This window comes from Streptomyces sp. PTL18, from assembly GCF_059510295.1.
Genome location: NZ_JCAJZO010000006.1, coordinates 77,929 through 91,462, shown reverse-complemented (window position 1 = coordinate 91,462; position 13,534 = coordinate 77,929). Strand labels below are relative to the sequence as shown.

Genomic DNA, 13,534 nt, shown 5'->3' with positions numbered 1-13,534 from the left:
CCCCCGCTGTATGTCGTCAACGGGCACCCGGCGGTCCCGGGTGCCCGTTGTGAGGTGCCGTCAGTGGTCGGCGGCGATCAGCTCCGGCTCCTCCGTGCCGGCCTTCGGCGCGGGCGCCTTCCCGGGCAGGAACAGCGCGACCACGACCGCGCCGAGCACCGCCACGACCGTGCCCCACAGCGCGGTGACGTGCATGGCGTGCAGGAACGCGTCGTTGGCCGGGGAGACGAGCGCCTTGCCCCTCGGGCCGAGCTTGGAGGCGACGCCGAGGGTCGCCTCGATGGACTCGCCCGCGGTGTGGCGCACACCTGCCGGCAGGAACGTCAGCTTGTCCTGGATGCCGTCGCGGTACGACGTCGACAGCACCGAGCCGAGGACCGCGATACCGAGCGCGCCGCCGACCTGGCGGAAGGTGTTGCTCAGCGCGGACGCGGAGCCGGCCTTCTCGCGGGGCAGCGCCTGCATGATGACGACGCTGGTCGGAGTCATGATGTGCGCCATGCCGGTGCCCATGAGGAAGAAGACCACCTCGAGGATCCACAGCGGCGTGTCCGCCTTCAGCGCGGAGAACGCGGCGAGCGTCGCGGCGATGACCAGCATGCCGGCGGTGGTGGTGGCCCGGTTGCCGAACCGGTCGACCAGCAGCCGGGCGCGCGGCGCGAAGATCAGCTGGGCGGCGGCCAGCGGCAGCATCAGCAGACCGGCCTGCAGCGGCGAGTAGCCGCGCACGCTCTGGATGTAGAAGACGGAGAAGAACGTCACGCCCATCAGCGCGAAGAAGACCAGCGCGATCGCGGCGATGGCGGAGGAGAAGACCTTGTTCCTGAAGTAGGTGACGTCGATGGAGGGGTGGTCGCTGCGCCTCTCGAACACGACGAAGAACGCGAGGACGGCGAGGCCGGCCACTATGGTCGCGAGCACCTTGGCGTCGGTGAAGTCGGCGAGCTGGCCGCCCTTGATGATGCCGTAGACGAGCAGGACCAGGCCGACGACGGACAGCACGACGCCGACGGGGTCGATCCGTCCCGGGTTGGGATCGCGGGAGTCCGGGACCAGCCAGATCATCAGCGCCAGCGCCAGGATCACGATCGGCACGTTGATGAGGAACACGGAGCCCCACCAGAAGTGGTCGAGCAGTACCCCGCCGGTGATCGGCCCTATGGCGATGGCGAGGCCGACGCCGCCGGCCCAGATGCCGATGGCCTTGGGCTGCTCGTCCCGTTCGAAGACGTTCATGAGCACGGCGAGCGTCGCCGGCATCACGAAGGCGGCACCGAGGGCCATGAGGGCGCGGAAGGCGATGAGCTGGTCGGGAGAACCCGACTCGGCGGCGAGCGCCGACCCCGCGCCGAACACCACGAGACCGCCCAGCAGCGCCTTCTTCCGGCCCAGGCGGTCGCCCAGCAGCCCCGCGGTGAACAGCAGCCCGGCGAAGACGAGCGTGTAGGCGTTGATGGCCCACTCCAGCTCGCTCTGGGTGGCACCGAGTCCGGTCGGCGCCGGAGTGGAGATCGTCTTGATGGCGACGTTCAGGATGGAGTTGTCGAGCACCACGATCAGCAGGCTGAGCATCAGCGCGCCGAGGATGGCCCACCGGCGCCGGTACACGGCCTCGGGCACCCGCCGTTCGACAGGGGCAGCAGGGGTAGTCATATGTGCGAGCCTAGGCGACTTCCGATACGGAACGGTCTCGTATCGGAAGTCTTTACGGACTCGTTAAGAAGAGATCTGTGTCACGTGTCGAACAGCGCACGTCGGGATACGCGCAGTCTCCCCGGAGGTCGAGGAGCCTCGCCCCGAGGTCGGGCGGCCGGCCCGTCCTCCGTCTCCGGGCCGAGGCCCTCCCCTGCCCTGGCGGCGCATGGCACGAGGTGCCACCATGGGGGTGGTCCGGGGACGCCGTCAGGGCGCCTCGAGATGACAGAAGGAGCCGTTGCGATGACGCAGCTTCCGGCTGCCCAGGGGCAGCACGCCCGGGGCACGCTCAGGGCCTCCGACAGCAGCAAGGCGCTGTACGGAGGAAAGAGCACCCGTCGTATCACCATCCGCGACATCACCGCCGCCAAGGAACGCGGCGAGAAGTGGCCCATGCTCACCGCCTACGACGCGATGACCGCGTCCGTGTTCGACGAGGCCGGCATCCCGGTCATGCTCGTCGGCGACTCGGCAGGCAACTGCCACCTCGGCTACGAGACGACCGTGCCCGTCACCCTCGACGAGATGACCATGCTCTCCGCCGCGGTCGTACGCGGCACCAGGCGCGCCCTGATCGTCGGCGACCTGCCCTTCGGCTCGTACCAGGAGGGCCCGGTGCAGGCGCTGCGCTCGGCCACCCGGCTGGTGAAGGAGGCCGGGGTCGGCGCGGTGAAGCTCGAGGGCGGCGAGCGCTCGCACCGCCAGATCGAGCTGCTGGTGGAGTCCGGCATCCCGGTCATGGCGCACATCGGCCTGACCCCCCAGTCCGTGAACGCCATGGGGTACCGCGTCCAGGGCCGCGGCGAGGAGGCGGCCGCGCAGCTGCTGCGGGACGCCAAGGCGGTGCAGGACGCGGGCGCGTTCGCGGTCGTCCTGGAGCTGGTCCCGTCGGAGCTGGCGGCCGAGGTGACCCGGGTGCTGCACATCCCGACCGTCGGCATCGGTGCCGGTCCGGACACCGACGCGCAGGTGCTCGTGGGGACCGACATGCTCGGGCTGACGGGGGGGCGGGTGCCGAAGTTCGTGAAGAAGTACGCGGACCTGCGGCAGGTCATGGGCGACGCGGCGAAGGCGTTCGCCGAGGACGTGGTGGGCGGGGCGTTCCCGCTCGAGGAGCACTCGGTCCACTGACCGTCTACGGGGTGCGGCAGCCGGATCGCCAGGTGCCGCCTGTGGCCGGTCGCCCGCGGCTGAGCCGCCCGGCGATCCCGTCCCGCACCCCTTACGGGGCGCCCCGCTCGGGGCGCACAGCAGCCCGCCGATCGTCCCCCGTCGGCGGGCTGCTGACCGTTGGCTCGAAGATCCACTCGATCACCGAGCGGACCGGATCACCCCTCTCCATCGGGATCTCCGGCGCGAACCTGCACGACAGCCAGGCACCCGAGCCGCTCGTGCGCGGCATCCCGCCGATCCGCTCCCGCCGCGGCCCGCGCAGACGGCGGCCCGCCAAGCTGCACGCGGACCTGCCCGAGGGACGCACGGACCAGATCCACCTCACCGAGCGCCCCGACAGCGCCCCCGCACCACCCGACACCCCGAACACGCCCTCACCGTGATCGGCTGCACCAACAGGCGGGCCACCATCCATCGGCGAGCGCTCGGGCGAGGACGACCAGCGTATTCCGGCGGCGGCCCGGTGCCCGCTCCTGGTCACCGATGCGTCACCCCGACGTGGAGCCTGACCCGGGCGGGCAGCTCCGGCTGCTCGAGAAAGTCCCGAAGGCGGGGCAGCGCCTCCGACTCGATTCTGTCCAGTGCCGTGCGCACCTCGGTGTCCGCCGCGAGGGTGACTCGCAGAGAGAGGTGCGGATAGCGGGAGCTGTGCGTCAGCCGAGCGTGGGCACGGTGGACACCGCGGTAGGACTCGATCTCGTCCTCCAACGCTCCGGTGACGGCAGCAGCACGGAGCGTGGTGGCACCCTGGCTGCGGTCCGCCTCGAGGGGCAGGCTGCGCACGTCGTCCGGCCACAGCTGCGCTACTGCGGCAAGCAAGCCGAGGACGGCGATGAGAGCGCCGACGAAGCCGATCAGCGGCCATACCCACGGCGACGTGGCGGCGTAGTGCCGCTCCGCGGCGGTGAGCAGAGGTGCTGAGGGGCCTGTCGGGCCCAGCACCCCCCAGCCGTACAGGAATGCCAGGACTCCCCCGGCCAGAAGTCCCAGGCCGGTCAGGGCGAGTGCGATGCGGTTGGCTCTGTCGAGGTGCCGGCTCATGGTTTCCCCTTGGCGGTCCGTACCTTCACGGTCACCTTGTACGAAGAGGCGGTGCGGAGTGCCGCGAGCCGCTCGCGGGTGGCGTCAGCGATTCGTTCGTGCAGGTCCTGCCGTTCCCGCAAGGGGGTGGTGACCTTCACTTTCAGGCGGTGGCCGCGCAACCGTACGCGGTGGCTGTCGACGCCGTCCACTTGGCCTGCCGCTCCGTCGACGCTGCGGCGCAATCCCCGCCTGGACAGCAGGGTGCGGGTGTGCTCGTCCGCGCTGTCCACGCGGACGGCCCGGCGATGCCCACGCGACAGGGCGGCCCACAGGAGGAACAGACCTGCGAGAGCAGTCGCGGCCGCCACCGCCATGATGGCGTTGTAGCCCCACTGGTTGCTCTCGAGTTCGGTCGTGATGACACGTTGTGGCCAGACCACCGGGGGGTTGCCCGTGCCGACCGCCACCACGTCGACGGCCACCGCCGCGCCGGCCGAGGCAACGAGCAAAGAGATCAGGGCGACCAGGATCCTGCGTGGGACACGCCTCATCGCACTCTCCGGGTGGGGTGAGACGGCGATGAGAGGTGTGTGACGTCGATGTCGACGTGGTCCACGTGCAGGCCGGTGAGGTTCTCCACTCGCTCGATGATGTGATCGCGCAGCTGGCGGGTGGTGGCGCGAGCCGAGCACGGCCAGACGAGGGATACCGTGACGGACAGGGACGTGACCTCTCCGCCGACCCAGGCGGTCACGGGGGACGCACGCTCCGCTCCTTCACGACCGACAGGGATGCCGAGCAGGCGCGGAGCGACGCCCCCGACGCGGCCGGCCTCCCGCACGGCCCGCGCGGCGATCTTCTCCACCACCTGTTCGGCGATGACCGTGCGCCCCGGGCCCTCACTCGGCGAGGGCCGGCCGGGCTCCCTGCTGACGGTGGAACCGGCGCTGCTGCCGCTCATCCCCGGATCCTTGAACGATGGGTACCGGCGCGGTAGGCGTCACGGGACGCCTTCAGGTCGAACCCGCCCTCGGCGATCCAGCCGACGAGCAGGCCAATCAGTCCGAGGCACAGAACGACGAAAAAGGGGACGACGCCGCCGAAGGCGCCGGCGAAGCCCAGAGCCACGCCGAATGCCAGACCGAGAGCAGCGGGGGACGGGGACACAGCACACCTCGCAAAGGAAGATTTTCGGGTTCAACAGGCGGATTCGCCTGCCGGCGGGCCGTCGGGATCAAGGTCTTCGACAACTACGTCGACCACGGCGTCCGGTGCCGCAGCGGCGACGGCGTCCCTCACCTGAGCACCAATTTCCGCGATGGGGTGGCCATAGCGGCCGATGACATGCACTCGAACCGTCCTACCGGACACCTCAACGCCGGGTACTCGCCCTCCGGGGAGGTAGACCGACGCACCGAACGGTCCGGCGGTCAACCGGGTGACCAGCCGACAGCCGGTGGCCGCAGCTGCGATCCGAGCCGGGTCGAACTCGGAGCCGACCACTGTCGGGCCGCCGCTCTCGGCGGCAGTGCTGTCGTGGTCAGGTGGCCCGTTCACTGCACCCGGGGGCCCGTTGACGCGCCTTCCTCCTCCTCGGACTCGGGCAGATGGACGTCGTCGACGGCGATGTTGACTTCCACCACCTCCAGGCCGGTCATGCCCTCGATGGACTTGATGATGTTGCGCCGCACACCGTTCGCCAGGTCGATGATCGAGACGCCGTATTCGCAGACGATGACAACATCCACCGCTGCCTGGGTCTCCCCGACCTCCACGGACACTCCTTGGGTGACGCTGGGACCGCGCGACCCGGGGATGCGCTCACGGACGGCTCCAACGGCCCGTGACCCACCGGTGCCCAGGTTGTAGACACCGTCGACCTCGCGCGCGGCTATACCGGCGATCTTCTGCACCACCGCATCGGAGATAGTGGTCCTACCGTGTTCCGTCACCAGGTCACCGGACCGGTTTCCCGACGGCCCTGTCTTCGGCGTCTTCTCTGTCGATGAAGTGCTCATCGCCCGTGCTCCTAGACAATAGAGAGATCTTTACTCCTTTATGTCATGAGATGATGGCTTTTGCGCGGCGGCTTCCTCCGGTCAGTGGGACCGCGCTGTCCTACCTCGACACCCGTGACGGCCTGCTCAAGCGAACTGTCGGTAGTCCGTCGGCGGCTGCAGGTGGGCTGTCGGTGGTCTGTCGGTGGTCTGTCGGTGGGGGCTGTCACCTTCGAGGCATGACGCGAATCGACGACAACCCCAAGGACGGCGCACCCGACGCGGCCGTCACCGTGCGGGGGCTGGTCAAGCACTACGGTGAGACCAAGGCGCTGGACGGCGTCGACCTCGATGTGCGCGAGGGCACCGTCCTCGGCGTGCTCGGGCCGAACGGTGCCGGCAAGACCACCCTCGTGCGCTGCCTGTCCACCCTCATCACTCCGGACGCCGGCCACGCCGTGGTCGCCGGCTACGACGTCGTACGGCAGCCGCGACAGACGCGCCGCGTGATAGGCCTCACCGGCCAGTACGCATCCGTGGACGAGAAGCTGTCCGGTTTCGAGAACCTGTACATGATCGGCCGGCTCCTCGACCTGCCCCGCAAGGAGGCCCGCGCACGGGCCGACGGCCTGCTGGAGCGGTTCTCGCTCACCGAGGCCGCGCGACGCCCGGTGTCCACGTACTCCGGCGGTATGCGGCGCCGCCTGGACCTCGCCGCCTCGATGATCGGGCACCCGGCGGTGCTCTACCTGGACGAGCCGACCACCGGGCTCGACCCGCGCACCCGGAACGAGGTGTGGACCGAGGTCAAGCGGATGGTGGCCGAGGGCGCCACCGTGCTGCTCACCACCCAGTACATGGAGGAGGCGGAGCAACTCGCCTCCGAGCTGACCGTCATCGACCGCGGCAAGGTCGTCGCGCACGGCGGCATCGACGAGCTGAAGGCCAAGGTCGGCGGCCGTACCCTGCGCGTCCGCCCGGCCGATGCGGCCGAGCTGCGTCCGACGGCCGCGGCGCTCGACGAGTTCGGGCTCACCGGCCCGGGCAACGCGACCGTGGACACCGAGACCGGCACCGTCCTCGTACCGATCCTCAGTGACGCGCAGCTGACCGCGGTGGTCGGCGCGCTCACCGCCCGCGGCATCACGCTCGCCGGCATCACCACCGAACTGCCCAGCCTGGACGAGGTCTTCCTGTCCCTCACCGGCCACCGGGCCGGTGCCGCGCAGGACGCCTCCCCCGCCCGTGAGGAGGTCGCGGCATGAGTGCCCACCCGTCACCCACCACCACCCTGGACGAGGCGCTGCGCGCCGCCCCTTCGAACGCCATGAGCCCTCCGCCGGTCTCCGAAGGCCGTATCGGACTGCGCGCCAACCTGCGCCACATCGGCGCCCTGGTCCGCCGCAACCTGCTGTGGATCCGGCAGGACCCGGAGTCGATGTTCGACGCGATCCTGTTCCCGATCATCTTCTGCCTGCTGTTCGTGTTCGTCTTCGGCGGCGCGATCGCGGGCACCCACAACCGGCACGCCTACGTCGACTACGTGGTCCCCGGCCTGATGGCGATGATGGGCATGAACATCGCGCAGGGCGTCGGCACCGGCTTCAACGAGGACTTCCACAAGGGCGTGATGGACCGCTTCCGGTCCCTGCCGATCAGCCGCGCCTCCGTCCTGATCGCGAAGATCGCGGTGGAGCTCGGGCGGATGCTGTTCGCCACGGCGGTCCTGCTCGCGGTGGGCTTCATGCTCGGCCTGTCGGTGTCGAACGTCCCGGGCCTCTTCGCGGCGATCGGCCTGTCGGTCCTCTTCGGGTTCGGGATCATGTGGATCTTCCTGACCCTGGGCGTGGTGCTGAAGAGCGCCCAGGCCGTCCAGGGGATGGGGTTTCTCGTGCTGATGCCGCTGCAGTTCGGTTCCTCGATCTTCGCCCCGACCAACACCATGCCGGGCTGGCTCCAAGCCTTCACCGACTACAACCCGCTGTCGACGCTCGCGGACGCCGCCCGGGGCCTGATGAACGGGGGCCCGGTCGCGCACGACGTTCTGCTGACCCTCGCCTGGTCGGCCGGCCTGACACTGGTCATGGCGCCGATCGCCATCCGCAGGTTCAACAACAAGCGCTGACGCCGGCACGTACACAGCCCGTCCACGTCACACGAGGGCGGCGGCCTCCTCCAGGGTGAGGCCGCCGCCCTCCGCGTACGCGGACTCGTAGGCCGTGTCACCGAGCGCGGCCCGGGCGGCCGTCTCCGCCCTGGTGCGTGCCTCGAGCTCTGATGGTGCCCTGACGTGGCCGGGCGGCAGCAGCCCGTCGGAGGCGCCCACACATCGGGCGGCGTCCCGGGCACGGCGCCCGCCGTCCACGCCGGCGAGCGCGATCGCCGCGGTCATCAGATGCACGGAGGCCATGTGCGGCGCGATCACCCGGCTCATCCGGTCCCCGGCCCGCGCGAGCGCCGTGCGCGCCTTGGTCAGCGCCTCCTCGTACCGTGCCTCGACGGCGTCCAGCCAGGCGTCCACGCCGATCACGAACCCGTCGAAGACCGGGAAGGACGCGGCGCCGAACTCCTCACCCGCCGCCAGGAGTTGCTCGCGCGCCTCGGCCACCCGGTCCGTCCGGCCGAGCCACATCGCCAGGAACATCCGGGCGAACGGTATGGCGTCCACCGCGCCGTGGCGTTCCTCGGTCACCTGGCGCAGCAGCCGCTCGCCCCGCTCGGCCTGCCCCACGTCCAGCAGGACACTGCCGAGGCGGGCGCGGAGCACGGCCATCTGGGAGCGGGCCCCGAGCTGTTCCGCGTAGCGTTGCGCGGCCTCGTAGTCGGCGGCGGCGAGCAGGTAGTCGCCCCGGCGTTCATGGGCCTCGCCCCGCGCGGACATCGCCTCGGCCGCGCCCCAGGCGTCACCGAGCCGGCGGAAGATCTCCAGTGCCTCGTCCGCGTCCCGTGCCGCGTCGCCGGCCCAGTCGGAGCGGTTGGCGAGGATGTTGGCCCGCAGCTGCAGGATCTGGGCCAGCTCCCAGGGGTGGCCGAGGCCGCGGCAGGTGCGTACGGCCTCGTCGAGCACCACCACCACCCGCTCCATGTCCGTGTTGAACAGGACGGCGAAGAACCACAGGAAACCGGGCACCCGGCAGGTCTGCGGCTGGCCGGGACGGTAGGTCTCGCTGATGACGCGCAGCTTCGCCCTGGCCTCGGGTGTCTCCCACGCCTGGGGATCCATGTCCATGGTGGCGACATGGACGAGATGCGCGCCGCGGCGAGCCTCCTGGAGGACCTCCGGGCGCATCGGCGGCGGGGTGTCGGTGGGCCTCTCGGGCAGGTCCGGCACCTCGCGCGCGGGCGCGGCGAACGGGTCGGGGCCGAGCGCCATGACGGCGGTCGACCAGGCGCGGGCCTCGGTGCGCAGGTCGCGCATCTGCCAGTACCAGCACAGCGAGAGCAGCAGGCACAGCGCCTCCTGCTCGTCACGGTCGGCGACGGCACGGCGCAGGGCGGTGCGCAGGTTCTCGTACTCCAGCTGCAACCGCTCGATCGCCGCGCGTTGCTCCGCGGAGCGCAGCAACGGATCAGTGGTGCGGGCGAGTTCGCGGTAGTGGGTGAGGTGGGCGCGCTCCGCGCCGGACCGCTCACCCGACTCGTCGAGCCGTTCGCCCGCGTACTCGGCGACCGTCTCCAGAAGCCGGTAGCGCATCTCGCCGTCGCCCGACGGTGCGGCCACGACGAGGGACTTGTCGACGAGCGAACCGAGCGCCTCCAGGGCGGCGGGCCCGCACACGGCCTCGGCCGCGGTCAGGTCGCAGCCGCCGGAGAAGACGGACAGCCGGCGCAGCACCGCGCGTTCGTCCTCGTCGAGGAGGTCCCAGGACCAGTCGACGACGGCCCGCAGGGTCTGCTGGCGGGGCAGCGCGGTGCGGCTGCCGGAGGTGAGCAGCCGGAAGCGGTCGTCGAGCCGGTCGGCGATCTGGCGGGGGCTGAGCACCCGAAGGCGGGCGGCGGCCAGTTCGATGGCGAGGGGCAGCCCGTCCAGGCGGCCGCAGATCTCGGCGGCGGCCTCGGGGTCGTCCTCGACGCGGAAGCCGGGCCGGGCGGCGGCACCGCGGTCGGCGAGCAGTTCCAGCGCGTAGGGCTGCGGCAGCGGTTCGACCGGGCGCAGCACCTCTCCGGGGACGCCGAGGGGTTCCCGGCTGGTGGCCAGGACCGTCAGGCCGGGGCAGCGTTCGAGCAGGTGCGCGACGAGGCGGGCGGCGGCGTCCACGACGTGCTCGCAGTTGTCGAGGATGAGCAGCATGCGGCGCCGGGCGCAGTGCTCGGCGAGCCGGACGAGGGGATCGTCGTGCCGGTCGGTGACGGCGCGCAGCTCGTCGGCGCCGGCACCGCGCAGCACGGTCTCACGCGCGCCGACGGCGGTGAGCACGGCCTCGGGCACGGCCTCGGGCTCGTCGACGGGCGCGAGTTCGGCCAGCCACACGCCGTCCCGCAGTGCGTGCGCCACCGTCTCGGCGGCCTCCTGGGACAGCCGCGTCTTCCCGGCGCCACCGGGCCCGAGCAGGGTGACGAGCCGGGCCCGGGCGAGATCACCGCGCAGGGCGTCGATCTCGGCGTCGCGCCCCACGAAGGAGGTCAGCCGGGCGCGGAGGTTGCCGGGCGGCGGAGGCGCGGCGGGGGTGCCCCCGGAGGACGGGACCGGGGCGGGCGCGATGCCGGGGGCGCGCAGCAGTTCCTCGTGGAGCGCACGCAGTTCGGGTCCCGGGTCCGAGCCCAGCCGGTCAGCGAGCAGCTGCCGTACGTCCTCGTAGGCGGCCAGGGCCTCGGCCGGGCGGCCGGTGTCGCGCAGGGCGCGCAGCCGCAGTGCCTGCAGGGGCTCGTCCAGCGGGCGGAGGTCGCACAGGGCGGTCAGCTCGGGCAGGTGCTGCTCGCCGTGGCCGAGCGCGAGCGCGGCGGTGAGGCGGGCGCGGCGCGCGTCGAGGCGGCGGGTCTCCCAGCGGGCGGCCTCAGCGGTCCGGTCGGGCAGGTCGACGAGGGCGGGGCCGCCCCACAGGGCGAGGGCGTCGTCCAGCACGACCGCCGCCTTCGCGGGGTCGCCGTCGGCCAGAGCGCGCAGGCCCTCCCCGGTGAGCCGCTCGAACCGGTGCAGGTCGACGTCGTCCGGCGCCGCGGCCAGCCGGTAGCCGCCGTCCACGGACTCCACGGCGCCCGTGCCGAGCGCCCGGCGCAGCCGCCCGACCAGTGCCTGCAGTGCGCCGGGCGCGTCGGCCGGCGGGTCGCCGTCCCACACCTCGTCGACGAGCAGGCCGGCCGGCACGGCCCGGCCGGCCCGCAGCGCGAGCACGGTCAGCAGGGCACGCAGCCGCGCCCCGCCGACGGGCAGGGGCGTGCCGTCGGGCCGGACTGCCTGGGTGGTACCGAGAAGGCGATAGCGCACGGGGGCTATTCTCCCCGCCGCCGTCACCGCGGGTCACGGGGTTTCCCGCGGCGCGGCGCGCGGCCCCGGAACTCGGCCCCTGCGAGAAGACGTTTTCCCGGTACGCCCGGTACGGTCGAGCCGTCGCCCGTATGGCTACGAGACCAGGGAGCCCCATGACCACCGCCGCCGCCCGGCGCAGTGACCGCAGGATCAGTCCCGTGTTCGTCGGGATTCTCGCCGTGACGGCGGTCACCGGCTGGGCCACCTGGAGCGGGTTCGCCGAGCAGCCCGGCGTCGCCGTGTTCCTGTTCGTGACGGCCGCCTGGGTGGTCTCCCTGTGCCTGCACGAGTACGCGCACGCCCGCACCGCCCTGCACAGCGGCGACATCACGATCGGCGCGAAGGGCTACCTCACGCTGAACCCGCTGAAGTACACGCACGCCCTGCTGAGCATCGTGCTTCCGGTGATCTTCGTGATCATGGGCGGGATCGGTCTGCCGGGTGGCGCGGTGTTCATCGAGCGGGGCCGGATCCGGGGCCGCTGGCGGCACAGCCTGATCTCGGCGGCGGGTCCGCTGACGAACGTGCTCTTCGCGGCGGTGTGCACGGCCCCGTTCTGGCTGCACGCGCTGGACGGGGTGCCCCGAGACTTCCGGTTCGCCCTCGCCTTCCTCTCGCTGCTGCAGGTGACGGCCGCGATCCTGAACTTCCTGCCGGTGCCGGGCCTGGACGGCTACGGCGTGATCGAGCCCTGGCTGCCGTACGGCGTCAAGCGCCAGGTGGAGCCCTTCGCGCCGTTCGGCCTGCTGTTCGTGTTCGCGCTGCTGTGGGTACCGTCCGTCAACAACGCCTTCTTCGACGTGATCGACACCATCCTGAACGGCCTGGGCATCGGCGACTTCGACCGGTACTGCGGTCAGGAGCTGTACCGCTTCTGGCAGGGCACCAACGAGTTCTGCTCGGTCAGCCCGTGACGGACTTCGCCCGCGCCGTCCGCTCCGCGCGGGCCCGCTTGACGTAGTACCAGGTCATGTTGGACGACACGCCCGCGAGCAGGATCCACACGATGCCGAGCCAGCTGCCCCGGACGAAGGAGACGGCGGCCGCGGCCACGGCCAGGACGCAGACGGCGAGGGCGTAGAGGGCGAGGCGTGGCATGTCGGTCGGCTCCTGTCGGGGGACACTGCTCGGACTGCTCGGAACGGGCCCGCACTGCTCCGAACCACTCGGCGGACTCGGAACTGCTCGGAACTGCTCCGGCGACCAGTGTCCCCCATCGGGTCATACGTCCGTGATCCGGAGACCGGCGTGTGCCTTGTACCGCCGGTTGACGGAGATCAGGTTCGCCACCAGCGACTCCACCTGGTGGGCGTTGCGCAGCCGGCCCGCGAAGATGCCGCGCATGCCGGGGATGCGTCCGGCCAGCGCCTGCACGATCTCCACATCGGCGCGCTCCTCACCGAGGACCATCACGTCCGTGTCGATCTGCTCGATCCCCGGGTCCTCCAGGAGGACCGCGGACAGGTGGTGGAAGGCGGCGGTGACGCGCGACTCGGGCAGCAGCGCGGCGGCCTGCTCGGCGGCGCTGCCCTCCTCCGGCTTCAGCGCGTAGGCGCCCTTCTTGTCGAAGCCGAGCGGGTTGACACAGTCGACGACGAGCTTGCCCGCCAGTTCCTCGCGCAGCGACTGGAGCAGCGGGCCGTGGCCCTCCCACGGCACGGCGACGATCACGATGTCGCTGCGCCGCGCGGTCTCGGCGTTGTCGGCGCCCTCGATGCCGTGGCCGAGCTGCTCGGCGGCGGCCCGCGCGCGCTCCGCGGCACGGGAGCCGATGATCACCTTCTGGCCGGCCCGGGCGAGCCGGTAGGCGAGGCCCTTGCCCTGCGGCCCGGTGCCGCCGAGCACGCCGACGACGTACCCGGAGACGTCGGGGAGGTCCCAGGGGTCCTTGGCGGGTGCCTTGGGTGCACTGTCGGTAGAGGTCATGGGCCGACTCTACGTGCGCCCCCGCCGGCCGTGCCGCTCAGGTGAGGGCAGGCGGGTCAGCCGGCGCGAACCGATCGTCTCGTGGGCACTGAAGCCGCCGGTCTCGTGGAGCGGCCCGACGGCGTCGGCCTCCACGCGAACCAGGTCGCAGGACCCGGTGGGCGGCCCGTCGAGGCTGGACGCCGGCCGCCGGGTGATGCCGGCGCCGCCGGACACGCTCACGGCCGTCAGGTCGCGGAAGGCGAGGCCGGCG

The 13,534-nt window shown here is 71.7% G+C and carries 14 protein-coding genes and 1 pseudogene; 5 read left to right on the top strand and 10 right to left on the bottom strand.

The window, feature by feature from the left end:
• Positions 1–60: 60 nt before the first annotated feature.
• Positions 61–1,653, bottom strand: a complete 1,593-nt coding sequence (locus AC5WS8_RS13595; RefSeq protein WP_496103612.1) for an MFS transporter — start codon at positions 1,651–1,653, stop codon at positions 61–63.
• Between the two features lie 285 nt (positions 1,654–1,938).
• Here AC5WS8_RS13595 and panB point away from each other — a divergent pair, with 285 nt between their 5' ends.
• Both panB and AC5WS8_RS13585 read left to right on the top strand, forming a co-directional pair.
• Positions 1,939–2,826: a 3-methyl-2-oxobutanoate hydroxymethyltransferase gene (panB, locus tag AC5WS8_RS13590; protein WP_496103611.1), complete on the top strand. Its 888-nt coding sequence runs from the start codon at positions 1,939–1,941 to the stop codon at positions 2,824–2,826.
• Between the two features lie 161 nt (positions 2,827–2,987).
• Positions 2,988–3,158, top strand: a pseudogene (locus AC5WS8_RS13585) (IS5/IS1182 family transposase); the annotation flags it as partial.
• Between the two features lie 187 nt (positions 3,159–3,345).
• On the opposite strand, the gene amaP reads toward AC5WS8_RS13585, so the two are convergent.
• The 5 genes from amaP to AC5WS8_RS13560 all read right to left on the bottom strand — a co-directional run bounded on the left by amaP (position 3,346) and on the right by AC5WS8_RS13560 (position 5,909).
• The gene (amaP, locus tag AC5WS8_RS13580; protein WP_496103610.1) at positions 3,346–3,909 is read right to left on the bottom strand and encodes an alkaline shock response membrane anchor protein AmaP; all 564 of its coding nucleotides are present in this window, start codon (positions 3,907–3,909) and stop codon (positions 3,346–3,348) included.
• Positions 3,906–4,442, bottom strand: coding sequence for a DUF6286 domain-containing protein (locus tag AC5WS8_RS13575; protein ID WP_496103609.1), 537 nt, complete (start codon positions 4,440–4,442; stop codon positions 3,906–3,908). Before AC5WS8_RS13575 ends, amaP begins: the two co-directional genes overlap by 4 nt.
• Entirely contained in the window at positions 4,439–4,852 is a 414-nt protein-coding gene (locus AC5WS8_RS13570; RefSeq protein ID WP_496103608.1) for an Asp23/Gls24 family envelope stress response protein, read from the bottom strand. The genes AC5WS8_RS13575 and AC5WS8_RS13570 overlap by 4 nt, the downstream gene beginning before the upstream one ends.
• Positions 4,849–5,019, bottom strand: a complete 171-nt coding sequence (locus AC5WS8_RS13565) for a hypothetical protein (protein WP_392271472.1) — start codon at positions 5,017–5,019, stop codon at positions 4,849–4,851. Before AC5WS8_RS13565 ends, AC5WS8_RS13570 begins: the two co-directional genes overlap by 4 nt.
• Positions 5,020–5,444: 425 nt before the next feature.
• On the bottom strand, positions 5,445–5,909 hold the full coding sequence (locus AC5WS8_RS13560) for an Asp23/Gls24 family envelope stress response protein (protein ID WP_496103607.1): 465 nt from the start codon (positions 5,907–5,909) through the stop codon (positions 5,445–5,447).
• Positions 5,910–6,127: 218 nt separating this feature from the next.
• Here AC5WS8_RS13560 and AC5WS8_RS13555 point away from each other — a divergent pair, with 218 nt between their 5' ends.
• Both AC5WS8_RS13555 and AC5WS8_RS13550 read left to right on the top strand, forming a co-directional pair.
• Entirely contained in the window at positions 6,128–7,153 is a 1,026-nt protein-coding gene (locus AC5WS8_RS13555; protein WP_496103606.1) for an ATP-binding cassette domain-containing protein, read from the top strand.
• 62 nt (positions 7,154–7,215) lie between these two features.
• Entirely contained in the window at positions 7,216–8,013 is a 798-nt protein-coding gene (locus tag AC5WS8_RS13550) for an ABC transporter permease (RefSeq protein WP_496103911.1), read from the top strand.
• A gap of 27 nt (positions 8,014–8,040) precedes the next feature.
• Here AC5WS8_RS13550 and AC5WS8_RS13545 read toward each other — a convergent pair whose 3' ends face one another.
• Positions 8,041–11,322 (bottom strand): ATP-binding protein, encoded by a 3,282-nt coding sequence (locus AC5WS8_RS13545; protein ID WP_496103910.1) that lies wholly within the window; start codon positions 11,320–11,322, stop codon positions 8,041–8,043.
• Positions 11,323–11,468: 146 nt separating this feature from the next.
• On the opposite strand from AC5WS8_RS13545, the gene AC5WS8_RS13540 reads away from it, so the two are divergent.
• On the top strand, positions 11,469–12,269 hold the full coding sequence (locus tag AC5WS8_RS13540; RefSeq protein ID WP_496103605.1) for a site-2 protease family protein: 801 nt from the start codon (positions 11,469–11,471) through the stop codon (positions 12,267–12,269).
• On the opposite strand, the gene AC5WS8_RS13535 is transcribed toward AC5WS8_RS13540, so the two are convergent.
• The 3 genes from AC5WS8_RS13535 to AC5WS8_RS13525 form a co-directional block, all read right to left on the bottom strand.
• Positions 12,259–12,453: a hypothetical protein gene (locus tag AC5WS8_RS13535; RefSeq protein ID WP_496103604.1), complete on the bottom strand. Its 195-nt coding sequence runs from the start codon at positions 12,451–12,453 to the stop codon at positions 12,259–12,261. The genes AC5WS8_RS13540 and AC5WS8_RS13535 overlap by 11 nt on opposite strands.
• A gap of 123 nt (positions 12,454–12,576) precedes the next feature.
• Entirely contained in the window at positions 12,577–13,281 is a 705-nt protein-coding gene (gene npdG, locus AC5WS8_RS13530) for an NADPH-dependent F420 reductase (RefSeq protein WP_496103603.1), read from the bottom strand.
• A gap of 9 nt (positions 13,282–13,290) precedes the next feature.
• Entirely contained in the window at positions 13,291–13,503 is a 213-nt protein-coding gene (locus AC5WS8_RS13525; protein ID WP_496103602.1) for a hypothetical protein, read from the bottom strand.
• Between the last annotated feature and the right edge of the window lie 31 nt (positions 13,504–13,534).